This is a genomic window from Pirellulaceae bacterium (genome assembly GCA_029243025.1).
GTDB lineage: Bacteria > Planctomycetota > Planctomycetia > Pirellulales > Pirellulaceae.
The window spans coordinates 141,850-163,813 of sequence record JAQWSU010000010.1 but is presented as its reverse complement, the minus strand read 5'-3'; the positions used below and the strand labels follow the sequence as shown (position 1 = coordinate 163,813).

General features: G+C 52.9%; 18 protein-coding genes. 11 read left to right on the top strand and 7 right to left on the bottom strand.

Going from position 1 to position 21,964, the window contains the following annotated elements:
• Positions 1 to 51: 51 nt before the first annotated feature.
• Complete coding sequence (locus tag P8N76_05390) at positions 52 to 1,407, top strand: PQQ-like beta-propeller repeat protein (protein ID MDG2381086.1); 1,356 nt, start codon at positions 52 to 54, stop codon at positions 1,405 to 1,407.
• Positions 1,408 to 1,940: 533 nt separating this feature from the next.
• A complete protein-coding gene (locus P8N76_05385) occupies positions 1,941 to 2,819 on the top strand; it encodes an FkbM family methyltransferase (GenBank protein MDG2381085.1) in 879 nt (292 codons plus the stop codon).
• A 61-nt stretch (positions 2,820 to 2,880) separates the two neighbouring features.
• On the opposite strand, the gene P8N76_05380 is transcribed toward P8N76_05385, so the two are convergent.
• The 6 genes from P8N76_05380 to argB form a co-directional block, all read right to left on the bottom strand.
• Entirely contained in the window at positions 2,881 to 4,188 is a 1,308-nt protein-coding gene (locus P8N76_05380) for a hypothetical protein (protein ID MDG2381084.1), read from the bottom strand.
• Between the two features lie 533 nt (positions 4,189 to 4,721).
• Entirely contained in the window at positions 4,722 to 8,753 is a 4,032-nt protein-coding gene (locus P8N76_05375) for a hypothetical protein (protein MDG2381083.1), read from the bottom strand.
• Positions 8,754 to 9,164: 411 nt separating this feature from the next.
• On the bottom strand, positions 9,165 to 9,881 hold the full coding sequence (gene rph / locus P8N76_05370) for a ribonuclease PH (GenBank protein MDG2381082.1): 717 nt from the start codon (positions 9,879 to 9,881) through the stop codon (positions 9,165 to 9,167).
• Between the two features lie 52 nt (positions 9,882 to 9,933).
• A complete protein-coding gene (argF, locus tag P8N76_05365) occupies positions 9,934 to 10,854 on the bottom strand; it encodes an ornithine carbamoyltransferase (protein ID MDG2381081.1) in 921 nt (306 codons plus the stop codon).
• Positions 10,855 to 10,928: 74 nt separating this feature from the next.
• Positions 10,929 to 12,137, bottom strand: a complete 1,209-nt coding sequence (locus P8N76_05360) for an aspartate aminotransferase family protein (protein ID MDG2381080.1) — start codon at positions 12,135 to 12,137, stop codon at positions 10,929 to 10,931.
• Between the two features lie 129 nt (positions 12,138 to 12,266).
• Positions 12,267 to 13,157, bottom strand: a complete 891-nt coding sequence (gene argB, locus P8N76_05355) for an acetylglutamate kinase (GenBank protein ID MDG2381079.1) — start codon at positions 13,155 to 13,157, stop codon at positions 12,267 to 12,269.
• Positions 13,158 to 13,487: 330 nt separating this feature from the next.
• Between argB and P8N76_05350 the strand changes: the two genes are divergently transcribed.
• Positions 13,488 to 14,234, top strand: a complete 747-nt coding sequence (locus tag P8N76_05350; GenBank protein ID MDG2381078.1) for an NTP transferase domain-containing protein — start codon at positions 13,488 to 13,490, stop codon at positions 14,232 to 14,234.
• 140 nt (positions 14,235 to 14,374) lie between these two features.
• Complete coding sequence (locus tag P8N76_05345; GenBank protein ID MDG2381077.1) at positions 14,375 to 15,343, top strand: ribose-phosphate pyrophosphokinase; 969 nt, start codon at positions 14,375 to 14,377, stop codon at positions 15,341 to 15,343.
• A gap of 142 nt (positions 15,344 to 15,485) precedes the next feature.
• On the opposite strand, the gene P8N76_05340 is transcribed toward P8N76_05345, so the two are convergent.
• Positions 15,486 to 15,824, bottom strand: a complete 339-nt coding sequence (locus tag P8N76_05340) for a co-chaperone GroES (GenBank protein MDG2381076.1) — start codon at positions 15,822 to 15,824, stop codon at positions 15,486 to 15,488.
• 386 nt (positions 15,825 to 16,210) lie between these two features.
• Here P8N76_05340 and P8N76_05335 point away from each other — a divergent pair, with 386 nt between their 5' ends.
• From P8N76_05335 to P8N76_05305, 7 genes are all read left to right on the top strand, one after another.
• Positions 16,211 to 16,849, top strand: a complete 639-nt coding sequence (locus P8N76_05335) for a 50S ribosomal protein L25 (GenBank protein ID MDG2381075.1) — start codon at positions 16,211 to 16,213, stop codon at positions 16,847 to 16,849.
• Between the two features lie 11 nt (positions 16,850 to 16,860).
• Positions 16,861 to 17,520, top strand: coding sequence for an aminoacyl-tRNA hydrolase (gene pth, locus P8N76_05330; GenBank protein MDG2381074.1), 660 nt, complete (start codon positions 16,861 to 16,863; stop codon positions 17,518 to 17,520).
• Between the two features lie 27 nt (positions 17,521 to 17,547).
• The gene (gene rpsF, locus P8N76_05325; GenBank protein MDG2381073.1) at positions 17,548 to 18,003 is read left to right on the top strand and encodes a 30S ribosomal protein S6; all 456 of its coding nucleotides are present in this window, start codon (positions 17,548 to 17,550) and stop codon (positions 18,001 to 18,003) included.
• 42 nt (positions 18,004 to 18,045) lie between these two features.
• Complete coding sequence (gene ssb / locus P8N76_05320) at positions 18,046 to 18,480, top strand: single-stranded DNA-binding protein (GenBank protein MDG2381072.1); 435 nt, start codon at positions 18,046 to 18,048, stop codon at positions 18,478 to 18,480.
• An 86-nt stretch (positions 18,481 to 18,566) separates the two neighbouring features.
• On the top strand, positions 18,567 to 19,106 hold the full coding sequence (gene rplI, locus P8N76_05315) for a 50S ribosomal protein L9 (GenBank protein ID MDG2381071.1): 540 nt from the start codon (positions 18,567 to 18,569) through the stop codon (positions 19,104 to 19,106).
• Between the two features lie 139 nt (positions 19,107 to 19,245).
• Positions 19,246 to 20,667 (top strand): replicative DNA helicase, encoded by a 1,422-nt coding sequence (dnaB, locus tag P8N76_05310; protein MDG2381070.1) that lies wholly within the window; start codon positions 19,246 to 19,248, stop codon positions 20,665 to 20,667.
• A 51-nt stretch (positions 20,668 to 20,718) separates the two neighbouring features.
• Positions 20,719 to 21,753: an isocitrate/isopropylmalate family dehydrogenase gene (locus P8N76_05305; protein MDG2381069.1), complete on the top strand. Its 1,035-nt coding sequence runs from the start codon at positions 20,719 to 20,721 to the stop codon at positions 21,751 to 21,753.
• Positions 21,754 to 21,964: the final 211 nt, after the last annotated feature.

The following is a 21,964-nucleotide window of genomic DNA, read 5'->3' as shown; positions in this document are numbered from 1 at the left end:
ATATCAGGCCAAAGTTCAATCCTCTGGACCCATTGGGAGTCTATCGAACGAATGAATACGATCCAAGAAAAACGAAGATTGCTTTGCTTGTCGCTAGTGACAGGTTGTTTGCTTGCTGGTCCGTTGCGTGCTGACGACTGGCTTGAATGGCGCGGCAAGGATCGACTCGCCGTTTGGCATGAGCAAGGAATCCTGCAGAAGTTTCCTGATGATGGACTCAAAGTTAGTTGGCGGCGACCGATTGGGTCGGGCTACTCAGGACCGGTTGTTGCCGATGGGAAAGTGATCACGATGGACTATCGGCCGAAGCCGGAGACGGAAATCGCCGAAGCGATCGAACGGGTCATCTGTTTTGATGAGAAAACGGGTGAGACGTTGTGGACGAATGATTGGGAGACGCATTATCGTGAGGTCATGGGATCCTATCGAACCGGGCCTCGAGCGACTCCAACCATCGATGGCGATCGAGTGTACACGTTGGGATCGGTTGGCCACATTCGTTGCTTGGATATCAACACAGGCGAATTAATCTGGTCGAAGGACAGTCGCAAAGAGTACGGTTTGTTGCTGCCCGTTTTCGGAACTTCCACAGCACCCATTGTTGATGGGGACTTGGTGATTTTCGCGACAGGCGGAAAGAACAGCGATCAAGTCCGCGCTTTCAACAAAATGACGGGCGAGGAAGTGTGGAGCGCATTGCCCGCAAATTATGAGTTAGGCTATTCCCAGTTCGTGATCTACGAACATGCCGGCACCCGCCAACTTATTTATTGGGATCCGCAATTCTTGCGGTCATTGAATCCGCAAACCGGGGAAATCTATTGGGAGATTCCCACACAGGTGAATAGCGGTATGTCGATTGCAACGCCGGTCAAAAGCGGGTCCAAAATTTTGGTTTCTTCTTTTTACAGCGGATCCGTGCTGGTGGAATTAGCCGACGATCAGCCGACGGCCAAGCAGCTGTGGCACATCCAAGGTACAGGTGAACGACCTCAGCAAACCGATGGATTGCATGCGATGATCACGACACCAATCATTCAGGGAGATTACTTTTACGGTACGTGTAGCTACGGCGAATTTCGTGGGCTCGATTTGAAGACGGGCGAAAGACTGTGGGTGAATGACAAACTGACTCGTCAGGGGCGTTGGGGATCCGCCTTTTTCGTCGCAAATGGCGATCGGTATTTTATGATGAATGACGAGGGCGAATTGTTGATCGTCAAGTTCAGCCCGGAAGGTCCTGAGGAGGTGGATCGTACGAAACTGATCACACCAGATACGGAATCCGGCTATGGGGTTCGACGTTTCGCAAATAGCATTGTCAATTGGTGTCATCCGGCCTTTGCTAACAAGCACGTGATCGTCCGAAATGATCATGAAATACTGCGAATGTCGTTGGCTGAGTAATGGGTGTTCTTCTTCCTTCTGCTGGGGGGAATGTTGAATGAACCCTCATGGATTCAGAGGCCTCATGTTTCCCCCTCGTTTGCTGCAAGCTTGCTGCGTGGGCGGTGCACGTAAAAACTGTTTTGATCGGCTTGTAAGGCTGCGAAGTGACCCTTCAAACTAGCCAGCTCGATCGCAACTGCTCAATTGAGATAGTGTTTGCCGCAGCCAATGCTCCAACGGGTGGTTGGGGTTGTGTTAATCGACGGTTTCGGATGATTGAAACGACGATAGTGGCGGAGCCAGTGGCGATGAGGAAAAGAGAGAGAGCAGGGGGGATGACTGCAGCAATAGATCACGGGTGGGCTTGGACCAACCGTAACGGATGTAGAAGCTGCTGCAGGTCCGATCCAACGTCACGTTTTGAAACAGTCGTCAGCAGATTCTATTTCCGTGTATAGTGGACGGTTGGGCCGTATTCCGCTGGAATGGCATAGATTTCCCTGGCCTGAGAAGCATTTCTCCGTTGGCTCAGCTTGCAATAAAGGTAATCCATGATCGCGTTGGACGTTGTGAAATTCGTCTGGTCACATCCGGCCAACCGTGACCGACGCGTACGGGCTGTTGGCACGGCCGTAGCTTGGCAAGCCTACAAACGCGTGGTGCGTCGCCCATGGGATATCTCTGTTTACGGCGACATGAAAATGCGTTGTTATCCCGATTGCCAAGGTGGCGGGTTGATGATCTATACCAATGGCATGATCGACTATGACGATGGTAACTTTGCCATGCGGTATTTACGTGCCGGTGATGCGTTTGTCGACGTGGGAGCAAACATTGGCGTCTATACCTTGTTGGCCGCTTCTCGCGTAGGTGCGGAGGGGAAAGTGCTTGCCTTCGAGCCTGGGAAAGTTGCGTTTCAACGTCTTAATGAGAATGTGAAACTCAATGGATTAACGCAGGTGAAGACGATGTTTGCCGCCGTTGGCGAGCAGAGTGGTGAAGCAAGTTTTCTGCAGTCTGCCAATCTGATTAACCGCTTCTCGTTGGACGGTGAAGCTGAAAAGTCCGAAATGGTGCCCTGCGTAACGCTTGATGACATGATCGGGGACACTCGCTACGCGATGGGGAAAATTGATATTGAAGGCGCTGAACCGCTGGCCTTTCAGGGAGCGATCAAGTCATTAGCTGTTGGAAATCCACCGGTCTGGGTGATGGAGTTGAAAGATCGCCTCTTACAGCGTTTCGACAGCTCTGCAGATCAGTTTGCTAGCCAGATTCGTGACTTGGGCTATCGCCTAGGCCAATATGACGCGGATGCCAATCGGTTGAGTTTTCCAGACCGCCCTTGGGAGAATCGCGACAACGTCGTCGCCGTGCATGCCGAGGCGGTCGAGCAGGTGAATAACCGTCTGGCTGATGCCATCTCCTGACGAAGCGATTCTCGCTCGCCGGAATTGATTTCTCTCGATTCCACACTTCCAACTAGGCTGCTTACGGCTGTCGTCGTCGGGAACGCAATGAAACGACGGTCAAAACTAAGCCAATGATTGCGAGGCTTTGTGGCTCTGGAACCGCTGCAACGGAAGGACGAAGACCCCTTTCGTATCCATTTTTTGTGAACGCTTGAACGAAGTCGGCACTGTCGAATTCGCTGTCGCCGTTCCAGTCGCCAGTTCCCCATGTGGAGTTGCCGGCATCCGAGTCCTCGTATTCGCCGGCTGTGAATACGGAGACGAAGTCGCCACTATTGAATTGGCCGTCCAGATTGGAATCGCCAAACCAAGTGTTCATGATATCTTCGACCCAAACTCCACGGTCGACGCTGTCGACCTTCCCGTCGTCATTCAAGTCAAAACGATCTTCCACCAACCCGTCCCGTACGGCACTACTCAAAAGGTCGATGTCGTGAACATCGATCACGCCGTTCAGGTCGGTGTCTCCGTTTTCGAAAACGATCGGGTCACCGGAAGGTGGCTCAGTTAACATACCCCAATAGAGCTCATTTTGTCCGCTTGGAACGATTCCGACGGTTTGCAACAGGAGATTCCAGGAAGCCTCGGCATCGAGTTGGGTCGTTCCGCCTGTCATGTGGTAGCCGCCCTCATATGGCTTCGTGAGCTCTTCCACTTGATTGCGGCTGTAACCAATGTAGACCACTTCTTCGACTGACTCGTCGAAGGGATGTTCACCAACCAGTAGCCCGATTCCTTCCAACTGAACTGCGTATCCACTCGTTGGAACACCGTCTTTACCAAAGTAGAAATAGAAACCTTGTTCAAAGAAATAAGGCATTTCATCTTCGTCGGAGTTTGCCCAATCCAATCCTAACACCGAGTAGAAACTATTGTCGTTAGCTTCGTTGGCCAAGGCACCGCCATTTGCCGATTTGAAAGAGAATTCGATCACTTCACCTTCGACTTCCCAGTCCAGAAGATCGAATTCGGTTTCGCCATCAATTCCTGAAGCTTGGACGGCGAAAATTCCACCATCTTTTCCAGCCCAAGTAGTGGTCCGTTCGTTTACAAGCAGTCCGCCCGCCTGTTCCTCAATTCCATCAAAGGTGAGTTCCACAGGCACGCCACCATTCCATTCATCACCATCATTTTCAATGCTGTCAAAATCAAAGAAGTCCTGACCCCTTGGCACAATGACCGGATCGTAGGTGACGCCAAAACTGTCGGGGAAGTTGGCAACTGAGATTGTGTACTTGTCACCCATCAATCGAGACTGACCGTGGGCTGAGTTGATACAAGTTGTTACCAAAAACAAAGCGGTAGACCAACAAATAAATTTAAGCATTTTGAATTCCCGTCGCTGATTGATTGGGCAGCGTACCGATGCGAGTGCAACGTTCATCCTACACAACCAGCGAAGTTTAACAAACAACTTTCTGGCGATTTGAACGGCTGGATTTCCGCTTTTCTGACGCCTGCTAACGCGCTGATGCCCGCCAAAAAGCCTGGAAAAGCGGCGTTGAAGCAGAATTTAACCGTTTTGCGGCTTTAAGGAGTCCACCCTTCGTGGGTGCGATCTCTTCCCTACTTGGCCGGTCGATCGGTGTTCGGACATCGTTTGGCCGCCAGCCGGGGGGGAGCTGCGAGTTTTGGCGGGAGGTGATAAGCCCTGTTGACTCGGAGGAGCCGGGGGCCGATTGCGTGCCATGAACATTTATCGAGCCGATTTGATTAGAAGGAGTCACACAGAATGGTGATCGAGCCTCAAGCGTCGCACGGGCATATAGGGTCCTGTTCCACCGTTGGAGACTCCCGGCTTCAGGGGAATCTGTGCGGTCATGATGCGACTTGGTGTCTGGCGCGAATGCTTGTGAGCAATTATTTGACGACTTCGACTTGGACTGGCGCGGTTGGATGACGGGGATTCTTCCGTCGCCATCGAGCTCCGTGGTTGAATTGTGTCCACGCGAATCTGAGCCATCGGAGCAAGGCTGACGCTAACCAGAGTGCCCAGCAGAGCATGGCAAGTCGATAAAACCAGACTGAGATTGAAATGACGAATGGCTGTGGGAGGTTTTGTCCCGTAAGCGGTTGAAACCAGACGAGATGAGTTCTTGTGGACGCGTTACCTTCGATAAACATGTCCGGGTTACCCAATAAGCCTTGTCCCACCACAATTGTTAGGCTGACCATCGCGACAACGGTCGTGCCGATCAGCAACAGTTGCAGCAGATTGAAAGCAGCCCAATGGATCTTGTCGGGATCTTGCTTACCTCGCCAGGCAAGCAAAAACAGCCAGCCAATCACAGATAAAGCCACCATCAAATGAACTTGGGTTAAGCCGATTGCGAGTAAAACCCATTCAAGACGATGGAGCGGAGATAAGGGAAGTCCTGCCAAAATCAACGCTGCGACTATTGCAAAGACGAGAATGGACCAAAAACGAACGGCGGGCCCACGTCTCGGCCCCGTTGCCCACAGAATCCATCGACTTTCCGGCACGTCCATGGATGTTTCAACATTCGAAGCAGGCAACGGCAATGCGATCCTTTCGGTCTCGATGCGTGTTTCGATCTTTGTTGGTGTGCTCCAGGAGATTTTGATTGTTTGATTTCCTGGACCTACGGGGACACTCAATTGTCCTTCATCAAAGCGTATCGGAATTTGGCGATTGTCGATGACGATTGCAAGGATTTTGGCACGGGAGTCGATGCCAATCTTGAATTCAGTTGCCAGGCTGGATTCAAGCTCAATGGTGAGATCTGTATTACGTTGTCGGCGTCCAACGGATGTTTGATGTTCGACTTGTTTGATCGTAACCGTCTCGCCCTCAACGGCAGATGGCCGACTGAATGTCAGCAGGACATTTTCATTGGGCCAGGGATGCCAAGTGGGGATCAGGTTGTCTGCGGATGTTTCGTAGATGGGTTGCAAGCCTATCTGCGTGAAATTCCAGACCGGTGAATTGACAAGGGACCAACGTTCGATCCAACGGGAGGTTTTATTTGCCGTCAAGCTAATTTCTTGACCGACTGGTAATTCGCTTGTCCATTTGAAACTTTGTTGTTCCATTGGAATTGCGACGTTGACCGAGCTGTCGACGACGTTGACATTGGCTGTCAACACGCTTTCATTTGGCAGTAGAGGGATTTGTAGAGATAAGGCTTTATCGGATTTCGACAGACGTGTTACTTGGGTATGAACTTGCCAAATCAGTCCAATCTCAAGTTGCCGTTCGACGGCAACGATCGAGTTGAAATCTCTGCGATCGTAACTCGCTTCGGCGGCGCTCGTCGCCACTTGTTGCTTGGAAAAAAAGATTTGCTTTTCCGGCACTCCATTGGCGCTCAGGCCACTGATATTCCAGCCGGGAGCGGTGATGTTGACTCGCTTGGGTTGGAGCAAAAAGGTCCATTCCCACTCGGCCGTGTCCGGCAGGATTGCTTGCATTTCCACCTGATGGACGCCTGCCGGTAAGACCACCCAGAGGTAATTATCTCGCCGAGTCACAAATGCATTGGGTGAATTGGCGACCTTCACGGAAACAGGGGACCATTCAGGCAAACGTCCCGGAAGCGGAACGGCAACCTGTAACGCCGTGTGAATCTCCGAGGTTACCGTGACACGATTTGCAGCAAGGTTTAAGTCAACGGTTGGAATTTCCGCGGTATTCGGATAGGCATCAGACGGCTTGAGCAGGCGTTCGCGCAACTCTTGAAGCATGGCCTGATCGGGGATTTGCGCTTGCAGCGACGTTGGCAGTAAATAAAGGGCAATGGTGATCACGGCAGCAGCAGCGCGCGGGGATACTTTCTTGAACAGAGGCCCCACGCCGAGCACAATTGCTCCCAGTGATAACAGCAGAACTAACCGGACCACTGTCAGCAAGCGATGGATTGGCAGCGAGATCAGGATGGGGTGGATTTTCTGCTTCTCAGAAACGGGACCATTCCAGCGGATCTCGATTTGATTCCATCGCCATTGTGGTTTTCCTGGACCGGTTTGGATTTTTGCTTGCGGATCGAAAAGCAGATTCGAACTTTGGAAACGTGCATTGGATGAGTCGATTTGTTTCGCCGCCTCATCAAAAATCTGATTTTCGGCGGGCATCAGTGTCCGTCCGTATCGCGCAGACGAAAAGGGAACAGCGCCGATTCGTGAGAGCATACTTCTGGCAGCATAGCCGTTGTTCTGCAACTCGAGTTGCGGATAGATCACGCTTTGTATTTGGATGGCGAAAAACGGGATGAGGCATAAAACGAGGCACAAGATTGCCAGGTACTTCCAGCCGATAAGCCAGCGTCGGTCACTTCCAGATGGGACAACGCGAAGCAATGCTATTGGCATTAGCAAGAATAGCCATAACAAACGAGGTGCTCCGGGTTCCTGGTAGGCCAATCCAAAGGCCAGAAAAGCTAGGATTCCTGCCCGAATGCCCCATAAACGAAAGATGGCTAGTGAGAAAATAAGCAGCAGGAACAGGTCGAGCAGTGTCCAGGAGGTTAACCAGTCGCCTGAAACTTCGTCGGCACCAAAGAGGGCAAGCAGTCGCCAACCGGGGGGAAGGGTGAGTGTCATATTGAGCGAATCAGCTTCTCTTTTCCAGCCCGTTGCAGAGAACTCATCGGTGCGTTCGACTCGACCAATCGCTTCCAGATGAAGGTCTTGCACACGGACTTCAACGCCCTGGGCATCCGTTTCGGGGTCCGTTGTAATCAATTGGGCTTTGCCATTGACGCGAACCGAGCCCAGGTCTTGGCCAGCAACCACGTCGAGTCGACCGATTTCTTGAATAGTGCCATGGAGCTGATCGTGAAACGTGAGCCCCTTGCCACTTTCATCGAGCCAGAAATGTCGCTTCATGTTGAGGCCTGAAGCCATTTGTTTGCCCATCCCTCTTTTTTTTTGGATGAGACGAAAAGGTTTGCTTGTTTCCCATTGATAAATTGGCAGATTACGCCACTCGGCTGGGAAAGTCGTTTGAGTTGCATCGATCGGCCGCACGCCTTCCAGTTCGATCAAGCGAAATTTTGGCTTCGCCCGAAAGCCGACCAACTCCGAGTTGGTGATTGGCTGCGTCGTTGCTGAGTAACCAATTTCCCTCGGATCGTCTGTGCGAAACGCATGGACGTGAATGGACCACTTGCCGGCGCGGATCTGGGCCCGCATCTGACCGTCCTCATCGATCGCCACGGGAATTGGGCTTTCAAGTCGGGTGAGAATCCAGCCTTTCGGTAGAATCCAGCCTAAATCCTCTTCTCGACTCTTACCGGATACGGTCAGCTCAATTTCTGTTTGCAACCAGATGGGGATCCCGTCTTCGAGGACGCGGTAGACCTGGATTGAAACCAAGTCTTTGTCCTCGACTTCTGCCCGTTGCCGCTTGAGCCACAAGTTGCCACTCGTATCCCAGTTAGGGAGAGCAACGGGTTGACCGTCGAGTTCCAAAGACAGAATGCCAACCTCGCTTGGGATCGCGATTCGTTGGGGAATTTCCGACCAAACGAATTCACCAACGAGTTCGTGAACGCCAGGGGAAAGTTGCAACGCAGGCCTGCCGTTTTGTTGCAGGACGGCAATCGGATCTCCGTTCAACTGCACATTGAGCGGCCAGTTCTGATCGCTGCCAGGCAAAGGTATCCAACACCGTTGAAAGACGCGGACATCGATCGACCAAGATGCTCGATTGGCCTTGGCTTTTAGTTGGAGTTCAGAAGGCCAAAAACAAATCGGCTGATCGGCCAGGTTGTAGATGGTCGGGCATTGGTAACCCGGTGTATCTGAAGTCACCCAGTCCACCCATGGCTGAAGAGGAGCAGGTATGTCCGTTTCAGCTGACCTGACACTTGTCCCGAACAGAGCGATGGCAAGGAATAAGCAGGAGGCAGAGAAACATGTCCGGTCTTCCATCGTCTGAGTTCTTCTCTCGATCTGTGCTGAATCGGTTTGCCAAGTAGCAGCCCAATGATCTTTCAACAGCATTATCCTACCTTTTTCGCGACGATCCGATTCTGAAAACGAGTTTGCTGGATGAGGCACATAAAAATCTCGAGAAATCTCTACCTTCGTTCGATGCCGAATCGCTTGCCTGCAGGGGTGACAGGCTATTGGACCCTAGAGCCCGTTGAGGCTGGTGTTTTTGCGCGCCGCGGAGAAATTTTTCAGAAAACGGCCGGCTTGTTCGCGGAATGGTTTGGCGGAAGAGTGCCAAATGAAATCTGTTGCGGGGCGGTTTGACTCGGGCCAGCGCCTGTCAAACGGATGGATTTTTACCTGCGAACAATTCGCCGGTAGAAAGCTCTGGCGAGGGAGTCCGCTTGGTTACCATCTTGAGCTGCCCAATTGTTCACGCTGGATTGTGGTGAGTTGACCGATGCCGCTGCGGGCCAATTTCAGTAACTGCTGGAACTCTTCGTCACTGAAGGTCGCCTCCTCGCCAGTGCCTTGGACTTCGACGTATTGCCCGCTGCCTGTCATGACAACGTTCATGTCAACGGTTGCTGCAAAATCTTCTTTGTAATCAAGATCGAGTACGGGTTGTCCGTCGACGACACCTACACTGATGGCTGCCACACTATCCTTGATGGGCGATTTTGCTGGTGCTGGATCAAGTTGATCGATCGCGTCGATCAAGGCCATGAAGGCACCTGTAATGCTGGCTGTACGCGTTCCGCCGTCGGCTTGAAGCACGTCACAATCAACGGTAATCATTTGCTCGCCAAGCGCTTCGAGGTCGACGATTGCCCGCAAACTTCGACCGATGAGTCGCTGGATTTCTGTTGTTCGTCCGTCAACTTTGCCACCCCGGTCCCGTGATTTTCGCGGGCTAGTGCTGCCGGGGAGCATATTGTACTCAGCGGTCACCCAGCCTTTGCCGGAGTCAGCCAACCAGGGAGGGACACGAGCTTCGATGCTGGCGGTGCACAGGACAACGGTATTTCCGGCTGAAAAGAGATAACAGCCATCCGCCATGCGGGTGAAATTGCGTTGCACCTCGATGTGGCGCAACTGCTCGGCCGTTCGTCCATCGTGTCGCATTCAATCGGTTCCTTCTTAGTTCTGTGATCTGGCGTGAGGTTATCGATCGAAATCAAGCTTGCGATTTCTTGATCAACCACAGCAGTAGACCTTTTTGCACATGCATCCGATTGGCTGCCTGTTTGACGATGACGCTTTGAGGGCCATCAATCACTTCTGCCGAAACTTCTTCACCACGGTGTGCTGGCAAACAGTGCATAAACACTGCGTCGCTAGGTGCGAATTCCATCATCCGCGCGTTAACTTGGTAGTTGGCGAAATCTTTCTTGCGAGTTTCGGTTTCGTTCTCGAAGCCCATGCTCGACCAGACGTCGGTATACACCGCAGAGGCGTCTTTCAAGGCGACCCGCGGATCGTCTGTCTGTGTAATTTCGACCTTGCTGTTCATTTTTTGCAGCGAATCGAGCAGCGAGGAATTGAATTGGTAGCTGCTGGGGGCTGCGATCGCGAAGGAAATGCCAAGTTTCGTACAAGCCAAAGCCAAACTACGTGATACGTTATTAGCATCTCCGACGAAGGTGAGCTTCTTGGAGCCGTTTTGTCCTTTTAGTTCGCGCAGCGTCATCACGTCGGCGAGAGCTTGGCATGGATGAGACTGATCGGTCAATCCATTGATGACTGGGCAATCGCTGTGTTTCGCTAGTTCGACGACCATTTCATGTCCGTGAGTTCGACAGACGATTACGTCGACATATTGGCTGATGACCTTGGCGAAATCAGCAATCGATTCGCGTGTCCCCCAGCCGACATCCTGTCCGAGATACAAACTGGTTCCACCGAGATGCGTCATGCCGGCTTCGAAGCTGACGCGGGTACGCAGTGACGGTTTCGAAAACAAAAGTCCGAGCACCCGTCCCGCTAGTTCCGGTGGGCGCTCTCCCCTTTCATATCGCCGTTTCAAATCGGTTGCGATCGAAAGGATCTCTTCGATTTCATTCGACGTTAAATCATTGATTGTCAGTAGATGACGCATATCGAATACCTCAGTCGTAACATGGACTCGATTTGAGCAGCGAGGTGAATTTGGCCGCGGCACGAGTCTTTCTGCTAGGCTTGGGAATCGTGATTCTTGAGCACATCGGATAGGATGTCGATTCCCGTATTCACTTGTTCGGCGGTAACGTTAAGTGCTGGAAGCAAACGGATGACGGTTGATTGGGTGCAATTTACGAGCAGATTGTGATCCAAGCAGGCCTGCACGATCGGGGCGCCCTCGGTCGAGAGTTCGATACCGATCATCATTCCCTGGACGCGAATCTCCTGGACCAAATCGCATTCCGCTGCGAGCTGTTCAAGCCGCTGGCGAAATAATTCGCCCATGGCTTTTCCATGTTCCAAAAGATTGTCTCGTTCGATGATCTCAATGGTTGCGATGCCGGCCCGAGCTGCGATCGGGTTTCCGCCAAAAGTTGCTGCGTGCATTCCGGGACGCAGGCTAGGCGCGATTTCTGGTGTGGTCATCATGGCCCCACCCGAAACACCGCCACATAACGATTTGGCAAGCGTCATGATGTCGGGGGTCACGCCGAAGTGTTGGTAGGCGAACCATTCTCCCGTGCGGCCGCATCCGCTCTGTACTTCGTCGAAAATTAATAGTAGCTGGTGTTCATTCGCAAGCTCTCGCAAGCCCTGCAAAAATTCTGCCGATGGTATCCGGATTCCCCCTTCTCCCTGAATGGGTTCGACCATGATCGCGCATGTTTGGCTATCGATGCGACTGCGAACCGCCTCTAAGTCGCCATAGGGAGCATAAACAAAACCGGCCATGAGCGGGCCAAGGCCTTCGTGATATTTCGGTTGAGCTGTCGCAGCCGTTGCACCCAAAGTTCGTCCATGAAAGCCCCCTTCAAAGGTGATGATCTTGTAACATTCGGGCGCGGTGTGGAGTCTTGCGAGTTTAATGGCTGCTTCATTGGCTTCGGTGCCGGAATTACAGAAGAACGCTTGGCCTTTAAAGCTGCGTTCTGAGAGCAGTTGAGCCCATCGTCCTTGTGACTCGACATGCCAACTGTTGGGCACATGAATCAGCGTTGCGACCTGTTCCTGGACGGCGGATACCACCTCGGCCGGGCAATGTCCAAGAAGGTTACAGCCCCAGCCCGGAAATAGGTCCAGATAGCGTTTGCCTTCACTATCCCAGACATAGGAGCCTTCGCCCCGAACAAGACTGACCGGATAGCGACCGTAGTTCGGTATGACGTATTTCTTAAACAGATCAACTGTTTCGTTGGAGCTGAGTGTGGTGTCGGTACTCATCGCGTCGTTCTGCTCGTTAAGTATAGGAATGGATGGAATCCGTGACGGACTCCAGAGAACACGGAAGACAGCTGAAAGGCTGCCAGGGTTCGCCTTTCGTGGAATGTGGAATGCCGTGCTTGGGTGCCTTTAACGGGGCCGATCATGTACGATTTCTGTGCCGACGCCGCTTGTCGTATAGACTTCCAGCAACAGCGAATGACGTAGCCCTCCATCGACGATATGCACTTTCTTGACTCCTTTCTCCAAGGTCTCGAGGCAGGCTTCTACTTTCGGGATCATGCCGCTCGCGATGCTGCCGTTCTCGATCATCTGCCTTGCTTCGCTCGCTCGCAGTGAATGTAAATGGGTGTTCGGATCGTCTTTGTCCCTTCGTACTCCATTTACATCACTCAGGTAAACTAGTTTTTCGGCGCTCAACATCTGGGCAACGGTGGTTGCGGCTGTGTCCGCGTTGACGTTCAGCAGCTTTCCTGTTTCTGTTTCTTGACACATGGATGGGATGACGGGAATGTGACCTTGATGGCAGAGGTCAATAATGGTGTCGCAGTCAACTTGCGTGACTCGTCCCACCTGGCCGAGGTCAATCATTTCTCCATCTGCCGCGGGTAACTTGATGCGTTCGCCGAACAGAACGTTGGTTGTTTGGTGGTTGAGGTTGGTAGCACAACCACCCAGTTCGACAATTTGTGCTGCCAGATTGGTGTTTGTTTCTTCTGCGAGGACTCGCTTCACAATGGCGAGTGTCGCATCATCGGTGTAGCGACGGCCCTGGATGAAGTGAGGTTCGATGCCGGCGGCATCCATCGCCCTCGAAATGGCTGCTCCTCCTCCATGTACCACGACAGGACGCATGCCAACCGTTTCCATGAAGACCAGATCCAAAAGCACATGACGCAGTGCATCGGGGTCTTCCATCACGCTGCCGCCCAGCTTGATGACCGTAATCTTGTCGCGGAATCTTCGAATCCAGGCGAGTGCTTCGATCAGAACGTCAGCTTTCTGGATGGCTTCTTTCAAGGCAAGAACGCTCCCGGTACAACCTGGCCGACTTCCCCACCGCTGGCCGGGCCGCAGGGGGCTCACGCCGGCGTCCGGGACGTCGATTTTCCGGAGGGGAAAACTCGCTATTTTAGGACTTGGCTATTTTTATTGTCAACGCATGGGCCGTGATCACTCGGCGGGCGATCCAGAATGCGGGAGAATTCAGGCGTAAATCCTCCTAACATGCTATGTTTTCATCAATCGGGCGAAAAAAAGAGTCGGTTTGCCACCGATTTCGCTTTGAACTGCTAATCCGCCTCCCTCGGGCGTTGTCCGGGAGCGGCCCAAGAAAGGTCTGAGGAACTGATGACTCATCCCATTGCTGTTGTTTTGGCTGCCGGTAAAGGCACGCGTATGGAATCGGACTTGCCGAAAGTGCTGGTCAAGGCTGCTGGGCGATCGCTGGTGGAGTATGTCTTGGATGCGCTGTCGGATGCGGGTGTCGATGAATCGATCGTCGTTGTCGGCTATCGGGGTGAGGATGTCAAGCAAACGTTGGGAGAGCGTGGGTCGGTTCGATTTGCCGAACAAACCGAGCAATTGGGGACCGGGCACGCGGTGAAAATGTGCATGCCGTTGTTGGAGGGTCATGACGGTCCAGTCCTTGTCTTGACGGGGGATTCTCCGATGACTCAGGCTTCTTCCTTGCGGCAGTTGCTGGAGGAATACGAAGCCGAACGTCCTGCTTGTATTTTGGGAACGCTGATCAAGGAGGATCCGACAGGCCTGGGACGGATTGTTCGTGATCGGGATGGCGAATTTAGGGCGATCGTGGAAGAAAAAGATGCCTCGGAGGATGAGCGAGCGATTCAGGAAGTCAATATGAGCACCTACATTTTCGACTGCAAGTCATTGCTCAGTTCCTTGCGAGAACTCAAAAATGATAATCGCCAAGGGGAGTATTACATCACCGATTGCCCGGGAATTCTGCAGGCTGCCGGCAAAGTCGTCAAGGCGTCGCCCGTGTTGAAGCCTTGTGAGGCGTTGAGTGTGAACAATATGCAGGACTTGCGTGTCGTTGAAGATGAATTAAAACGGTCCCATGTGCTATGATCGGCATCGCTCGGACGTAACTTGGTTTTCCGGGCTGGCAGCGATCAGGAGCATCGCTTTGTCGAAATCCCTTGTCCGTTCATTCGGGGGCAGCCCACTTCGGCAGCCTGCGTCATCACCGAGGCGACCTGCAGAGTCTTATGCGTGGACTGAAAATCTTTAGCGGTCGGGCGAATCGGCCGCTTGCCGATCGAATCTGTACTTTTCTCAATCTCAGCCCGGGAAATATCGCCTTGAGTGATTTTCCTGATGGCGAAATCTCCTGCAAGATCGAGGAAGACGTTCGTGGTCGCGATGTGTTCCTGATTCAGTCGACTTGTCCGCCTGTCAATAAGAATCTCATCGAACTGTTGATCATGATCGACAGTTGCAAACGGGCGAGTGCGGCAAGAATCACGGCCGTATTGCCCTATTTTGGCTATGCTCGCCAAGATCGTAAGGATGAAGGACGCGTTCCGATCACGGCCAAGCTAGTGGCAAACCTGATTACGCGTGCGGGAGCCGATCGAGCGCTGACCATGGACCTGCATGCGGCCCAAATTCAGGGGTTTTTTGATGTTCCGGTCGACCATCTCTACGCAGCACCCGTGCTCAATGGGTTCTTCCTCGACATGGGCTTGAAGCCTGATGACATCGTCATTGTCAGTCCGGATGAAGGCAGTATCAAACGGGCTGTCGGTCATTCCAAACGGCTCGGCGGTCAAATCGCAATCGTAGACAAACGCCGCAGTAGTCCTTCCGAAACGCGACAAGCCAATATTATCGGTGGTCCGATCGATGGTCGGGTGGCTTTGATGTTTGACGACATGATCAGCACGGCCGGTTCCATTTGTGGTGCCGCGCGGATGGTCGACGAAGCGGGCGCCAGCGAAGTCTACGTGGCAGCAACTCATGGGGTGCTTGCCGGAGAAGCCGTTTCGAGACTCAGAGATGCCCCGATTAAGAAAATTGTTTTGACCGACACGATTCCGTTGACGACAGAACAGGCGATTCCCAAGATCGAAACGCTCAGCGTGGCTGCCCTGCTGGGCGAGGCAATTAAACGAATTCACCACGATGAGTCGATCAGTGAGATTTTTCGTGTCGCCGGTGTTACGCCAGGAAAGTAAGTCGCCGTGCTGAACCTCGATCTTGAATCTGGGCGGCCGTTGAAACTGGCGAGACCGTCTCCGCTAACGGTGCGATAATTCGGTGATTTCGCCGGAGTTTGGGCGTGGGGCCAGCCATTGGTTGCTGAGACCGAATCGTTTTTTAGGATTCGGGACCAACCTCGTCGCGGCGGAAAACGGCCACCACATCTTCGACAGGAACGACAAATAGTTGATTGTCAGGTTCGAAGTCGACTGGAATGGCATTTTTGGGGTGAAACAGAATCCTGTCATACTGCCGCAGTGGAACGTCCTCATCATTTTCCACTCGAGCCGAAATGGTTACGATTCGTCCTGTAATCGTGGGGATTTCAGCTTGGTCCGGCAAGGCGATTCCCCCTTTGGTCTCCCGCTTGGGCTCGTCTTTTCGGACCAAGATCCTCGCCCCGATGGGCTCAACATACTCGAAAACGTTTTTCTTCTTCTTGCTCGCCTTCGCCATCTCAAATCCTACCGTGGGCCGATTTGCGTCCCTGTGAAAGGGGAATTCAAATTTTGATCGCCGGACGCCTCACAAAATCACAGTCAAAGCCCCCGAGGTCAACTACCGAGAGGCCAACTACCGAGAGGCCGGGGGCATTCTGCGGAGAGTTGGGAAGCAATACCGGTTGCACCAAGGGTAATAGGGTGGCAAAACGACGACAAGGTCTATCGGCTCCCGTTTTGCGAACAATCAACCTCGTTCTGGGGCTCAAACGGGGTTGTAATTCACCGTTGATCTGCGAAAATTCCAGATTCCCGTCTGCTCGCTAGACCGTCCGTTGACGAGTTCCCGGCAGAGCGACGGTCTGATGACGACCCGGTATGATCGAAGGAATCAAGACTCCGATGTCCGAAAATGAAGTACTGAATGCCTCAATTCGAGAATCTCGCGGCACCCGAGAAGCTCGACGTATGCGAGCTCAAGGTCAAACTCCGGCCATCCTGTATGGACACGGCAAGGAATCAGTGAGTTTGGCACTCTGCGCGAGTGAACTGTCGATCTTCCTGCGTCGCGGCGGCAAAGTGACGAAGTTGGCGGGCGCTGTCTCTGACAATGCTTTAGTCCGTGATGTGCAGTGGGATGCAATGGGCAACGAAATCTTGCACATTGATTTCACTCGCGTTAGTTTGAGCGAGCAAGTGGAGACAAACGTGGCAATCGACCTGCGGGGCGAGGCTCCTGGAATCCGGAGCGGGGGAGTGATTCAGCACTTGCTCCATGAAGTCCAGTTGAAATGCTCGGTTCAAAGCATTCCAGATCGATTGCATGTGAGTGTCGGTTCTCTTGAACTGGGGCAGACGATCACCGTAGCCGATTTAGACCTGCCTGCGGATGCAGAAGCGCTGGCTGACTCCACGGTTGTGATCGTGCAGTGTGTTGAGCCGGCGGCCGAGTTGGAAGAAGAAGCAGCGGTGGCTGATGGAGCAGAGCCTGAAGTGATCGGACGGAAGGAATCGGACGAGGAGGGCGATAGCGATAGTTGAGCACGGGACAAATGGCTCGTTGGTGGACTCAGGTCTGGCAGATTCTGGGCGGTTGGCGAGCGACAAAAGCAACAGCTAACCCCGAATCGTTGCCTGGATCGAAACCGATGAAGTTAGTGGTTGGGTTGGGAAATCCTGGCCGGAAATATCGAGCAACTCGGCATAATGTCGGTTTTGAGGTGGTGGCCGCTGTTGCGAAACAGAATGCGGCTGGTCCGGTACGCGGGAAATTTCAAGGGGAGTTGACTGATATTGCCACCCCCGCTGGGCGAATGGTTTTGTTGAGTCCCACGACTTACATGAACCGAAGTGGACAGAGTGTGCGAGCCGCTTTGGATTTTTATAAACTTGAACGAACAGATTTGCTGGTGATTTGCGATGATTTCCACTTGGACGTTGGTCGGTTGCGATTTCGAGCCAAAGGCTCGGCGGGCGGCCAAAAAGGTCTGGCGGATATCATTCAAAAACTCGGTAGCGAAGAGTTCAGCCGACTTCGAATTGGAATCGGGCAACCGCCGGAAGGCTGGAATGTGCCTGACTACGTGCTGGGTCGGTTTCATGATGAAGATCGACAGATGATGGATGCTGCGGTGCAACGTGCTGCAAAAGGTGTGCTCGATTGGGCCGCCAGCGACACGGTTCATTGCATGAACCAATACAATGGCTCGTAACGGGCCGTAAATAACGAGGAGATCAAGTTGGCAAGTAACGTGTACGAGGGCATGTTTCTGCTCGACAGCAACCGGTATTCGCGCGATCCGGGTGGCGTCGCAAAGCAGATCGATCAGTTAGTCACTGATTGTGGTGGCGAAATGTTGGCCAGTCGCCTTTGGAGTGAGCAAAAGTTAGCTTATTCCATCGAAGGGCACCGCAAGGGTACCTATTGGCTTACCTACTTCCGCATAGACAGTCTGAAGCAGACCGATCTCAATCGAGCCTGCAAGCTCAATGAAAATGTCTTGCGAAATTTGATCATCAAGATCGATGATCGGCTCGTCGATACGTTCGTCGAGCATGCCAAGGGAGTGACGTCTACACCGGCGACAAAACCCGAGGTAACCGGGCCGCCGAAGGAAACTGCGACAGAAACTGCGACAGAAACTGCGACGGATGGTTCGTCCGAGGGAGCAGTAAGCACGGAGACGAAAGAGTAGTGTTCTGGCAGCTTTGCTCGTTCCAAGGATAAGGATCAACTGATGGCAAGCTTTAATCGAGTAATCCTGGTGGGTAATATTACCCGCGACGTAGAGCTTCGCTACACCCAAAGTGGGTTGGCGGTGACGGAAGTTGGCTTGGCAGTCAATGATCGACGCAAGAATCAGTCCGGTGAGTGGATCGATGAAACGACCTTCGTCGATGTGACGCTCTGGGGACGTCAAGCCGAAGTTGCGGGAGAATACTTGAGTAAGGGTTCCCCCGTTTTGATCGAAGGCCGATTGAAGTTGGATTCCTGGGAGCAAGATGGCCAAAAACGGTCGAAGTTGCGAGTGGTTGGTGAGCGAATGCAAATGCTGGGAAGCCGTCCTGCTGGATCGCGTCCGCCTCAACAGCAGGCCTCCTCGAATTTTAGTCAACCGGCAAGTGCACCTGCCGGCGGCCCGCCTCCGCCAGAAGATGACATCCCGTTTTAGTTCAACGGTCGGGTTCGCGAGCCTTTTTCACGCCAAGAAACATTCAAAAGCAAAAAATAAGTATTCGTCAGGAGATATCAGCCGTCATGCCGCAGTCCAAAATTCAAAAACGGAAGTCGAGCCGTCGTCAAATGCGATTGCCCCAAGGACCCAACGGCGGTGTTGAACTCCTGCTGATTCAATCCGTCGATCATCTCGGGAGCCAGGGTGACGTTGTCGAAGTCAAAGCAGGCTTTGCGAACAATTACCTGCTACCCCAAGGGCTCGCTACCGTTGCGACAGATCATCACAAGCGAATGGTCGAGAAGCATCGTGCGAAGCTAGAAGCAATTGAACAAGCGCGGCTGGCTGGTATCAAACGCCAAGCTGATACGATTGCTCGCCAAAGCGTCACGATCGAAGCCAATGCAAACAACGAAGGACATCTTTATGGTAGCGTGGGAGCTGCCGAGATCGTGGATGCCCTCAAGTCTCAAGAAGTCACACTGTCAGCGGACCAGGTCAAGTTGGAAGGCCCGCTCAAAGAGCTTGGTCTCTACACGGTCAATATTCAGCTGCACGCTTCGGTGACTTCCGAATTGAAAGTCTGGGTCGTTCCTGCCGTGGGCGAAGACAGCGAAGGCTAAAGCCAACCAGTAACCTCGTTCTGATCAGGCACACTTCGATTGTCGCCCGTTTCCACCAAGTTGGAGACAGGCGAGGAACGGAGTGTGCCTGTTGTTTTACTTTTCTGTCTGGGTTGACGATACACGGAGGATCACCCAAATGTCATCGGTTCGACGCCTGGATCAGCCAAGAGCTCGTAAACGCGACTCGGAAATACTCGATCGACAACCACCCTGTAACCGGCAAGCAGAAATGGCCGTGTTGGGGAGTATTCTGCTGAAGCCTGACGTTTGTGACGAAGTCGTGATGCGGCTTCGGCCTGATGATTTTTACGATGAGGCTCATCAAAAACTATTTGAGCACGTCGTCGATATGAACGATGCAGGAAAGAAAATCGATGTCACGCTGCTTGTTGATGAACTGCGACGGACGGGCGATTTCGAAAATATCGGAGGCGCCGCATTTCTCGCCAAAATTGGTAACTCCGTCGCAACAGCTGCACATGCGGCTTACTATGCCGATATTGTCCGACAGGATTCGACCTCTCGCAATCTAATCAACGCCTGCACTGAAATCTTGCAGGAGGCTTACGAGCCGAAAAACAATGCCCAGGAATTATTGAGTCGAGCTGAGCAACGAGTGTTCTCGATTTCGGAGCGAGGCGAATCGCAGTCTTTGGCCGACATTCGCGATATTCTCCACGAGGCAATGGATCGTATTGATGCTCGTCTCAAGGGTGAACATTTGGATGGCGGGGTCGAAACGGGGCTTACCGAATTTGATAATCTGACCGGCGGCTTGCACAATTCCGAACTGATTATTCTCGCCGCTCGTCCGAGTATGGGAAAAACAGCGCTGGCAATGAATATCGCCGAACACGTGGCGATGAAAGGGCCGCAACCTGTCCTTTTTGTGAGCTTGGAAATGTCCTCGATCGAACTTGCCGATCGTATGCTCTGTTCGATTGCTGAGGTAAATAGCCAGCGACTGCGGAATGGAACAATTTCCAAGGAGGATCGCAAACGATTGGTTGAGACCGCCGCCGAACTCAGTGATGCTCCGTTGTTTGTGGATGATTCTCCTAGTCGAACAGTCAGCGAAATTGCTGCCTCGGCACGACGAATTAAACGTCGAGAGGGCAAGCTCGGGTTGATTGTGATCGACTATCTGCAGTTGATCGAGCCTGACAATGCCTCGGATCCACGGCAAGAACAAGTGGCCAAGATGGCCCGACGACTCAAAGGGATCGCTCGAGAAATAGGCGTGCCTCTCCTCTGTCTTGCTCAGTTGAACCGTCAAGCAGAAGTCGCCAAGGAGAATCGACCGCGACTTAGCCACTTACGGGAGTCTGGCGCAATCGAGCAAGATGCAGATGTCGTGATGTTTGTGCATCGTGAGGAATACTATCGAACGGCCGACGAACGTGAACAATTCGCCGGACAAGCCGAGATTATCATCGCCAAGCAGCGAAACGGCCCCATCGGCGAAGTCGAATTGGTTTGGCGGAAGGAATTCACTCGGTTCGCCAATCCGGCACCTCAACACTACGATGAGTTTGAGAAGTTTAATTCCGAGTTCTAACTCGCGTGGACGTTTGCTGAGTCGCGCTGATTCCCGACGCAAGAGGCCATCATGTCAGCCAAATCGCACACCGCCGTCATCCTTCCGGGAGACGGTATTGGTCCCGAAGTCAGCACCGCAGTGATGAAGATTCTCGCTGCGGCAAATGTACCACTTGCGTGGGAGCCCCATCAGGCTGGTCTGGCGGCACTGGAACTTGGCGAAGACGTGTTGCCCGAATCTACCTTGCAAGCGATTGAGATGCATGGCGTGGCACTCAAGGGACCTTGTACGACACCCGTTGGCGAAGGCTTTACCTCCGTCAACGTGCAACTTCGAAAACGGCTCAATTTGTTTGCTGCTGTTCGCCCCGTCCGATCGCTTGAAGGAGTTCCCACTCGCTTCGAAAACGTTGATTTGGTGATCATTCGCGAGAATACCGAAGGCCTCTACAGCGGTGTCGAAAACCAAGTTACCGATGATGTGGTGATGAGCATGAAAGTTGCCACCGGAAACGCATGCTCGCGCATTGCGAAATGGGCTTTTCGATTTGCTACACAACGCCAACGCCAAAAGATCACTGTCTTTCACAAAGCCAACATCATGAAAATGACCGATGGGCTCTTTTTGCGTTCCGCGAGAGAAACGCAGCAGCGCGATTATCCCAACATCGAGTACCAAGAGGTGATCATTGATGCTGGCTGCATGAAACTTGTGCAGGACCCCTCTCAGTTCGATGTGCTGCTACTCGAGAATCTCTACGGAGATGTTGTCAGCGACCTCTGTGCCGGCTTGGTCGGAGGGCTTGGGGTGGCGCCAGGTGCCAATATCGGTGAAGAGCGAGCCGTCTTTGAAGCCGTTCATGGGTCCGCTCCTGATATCGCGGGAGAGGGGGTGGCAAATCCGCTCGCCTTGCTCATGTCGGCCGTCATGATGCTCAATTACATCGGTGTCGAGCGGGCGGACGCTCGCTGCACGCAGGCCGCCGATCGCATCAAGCACGCTTATAGTCAAGCTTTGGCGGCGGGTGACACGACACGCGATCTGGGCGGTCAGCGATCAACGGATGGCTTTGCCGATGCAGTCATTTCACGGCTTGCCGAATAGATGTCTTGTGGTGCCCTGCCTTACCTAAATTTCCTGGTTGGTCTGCGGTGCACTTTCTGGTTGATTGTTTAGGGCGATTATGGTCAGCTTGTCGACAGTGAAGACTACGTCAACAAGGCAGTTCCCGAACATCGATTTGACGCCAATGATAACAGGAATGTAAGGAATCGACTCCCATCTTCGTGAGGAACGAGGAGCCATGGACTGAGGG

Bases quoted from the DNA above. Each gene is read 5' to 3' on its own strand.
- P8N76_05390 (MDG2381086.1), top strand. From the start codon at position 52: ATGAATACGATCCAAGAAAAACGAAGATTGCTTTGCTTGTCGCTAGTG.
- P8N76_05385 (MDG2381085.1), top strand. From the start codon at position 1,941: ATGATCGCGTTGGACGTTGTGAAATTCGTCTGGTCACATCCGGCCAAC.
- P8N76_05380 (MDG2381084.1), bottom strand. From the start codon at position 4,188: ATGCTTAAATTTATTTGTTGGTCTACCGCTTTGTTTTTGGTAACAACT.
- P8N76_05375 (MDG2381083.1), bottom strand. From the start codon at position 8,753: ATGGAAGACCGGACATGTTTCTCTGCCTCCTGCTTATTCCTTGCCATC.
- rph (MDG2381082.1), bottom strand. From the start codon at position 9,881: ATGCGACACGATGGACGAACGGCCGAGCAGTTGCGCCACATCGAGGTG.
- argF (MDG2381081.1), bottom strand. From the start codon at position 10,854: ATGCGTCATCTACTGACAATCAATGATTTAACGTCGAATGAAATCGAA.
- P8N76_05360 (MDG2381080.1), bottom strand. From the start codon at position 12,137: ATGAGTACCGACACCACACTCAGCTCCAACGAAACAGTTGATCTGTTT.
- P8N76_05350 (MDG2381078.1), top strand. From the start codon at position 13,488: ATGACTCATCCCATTGCTGTTGTTTTGGCTGCCGGTAAAGGCACGCGT.
- P8N76_05345 (MDG2381077.1), top strand. From the start codon at position 14,375: ATGCGTGGACTGAAAATCTTTAGCGGTCGGGCGAATCGGCCGCTTGCC.
- P8N76_05340 (MDG2381076.1), bottom strand. From the start codon at position 15,824: ATGGCGAAGGCGAGCAAGAAGAAGAAAAACGTTTTCGAGTATGTTGAG.
- P8N76_05335 (MDG2381075.1), top strand. From the start codon at position 16,211: ATGTCCGAAAATGAAGTACTGAATGCCTCAATTCGAGAATCTCGCGGC.
- pth (MDG2381074.1), top strand. From the start codon at position 16,861: ATGGCTCGTTGGTGGACTCAGGTCTGGCAGATTCTGGGCGGTTGGCGA.
- ssb (MDG2381072.1), top strand. From the start codon at position 18,046: ATGGCAAGCTTTAATCGAGTAATCCTGGTGGGTAATATTACCCGCGAC.
- rplI (MDG2381071.1), top strand. From the start codon at position 18,567: ATGCCGCAGTCCAAAATTCAAAAACGGAAGTCGAGCCGTCGTCAAATG.
- dnaB (MDG2381070.1), top strand. From the start codon at position 19,246: ATGTCATCGGTTCGACGCCTGGATCAGCCAAGAGCTCGTAAACGCGAC.
- P8N76_05305 (MDG2381069.1), top strand. From the start codon at position 20,719: ATGTCAGCCAAATCGCACACCGCCGTCATCCTTCCGGGAGACGGTATT.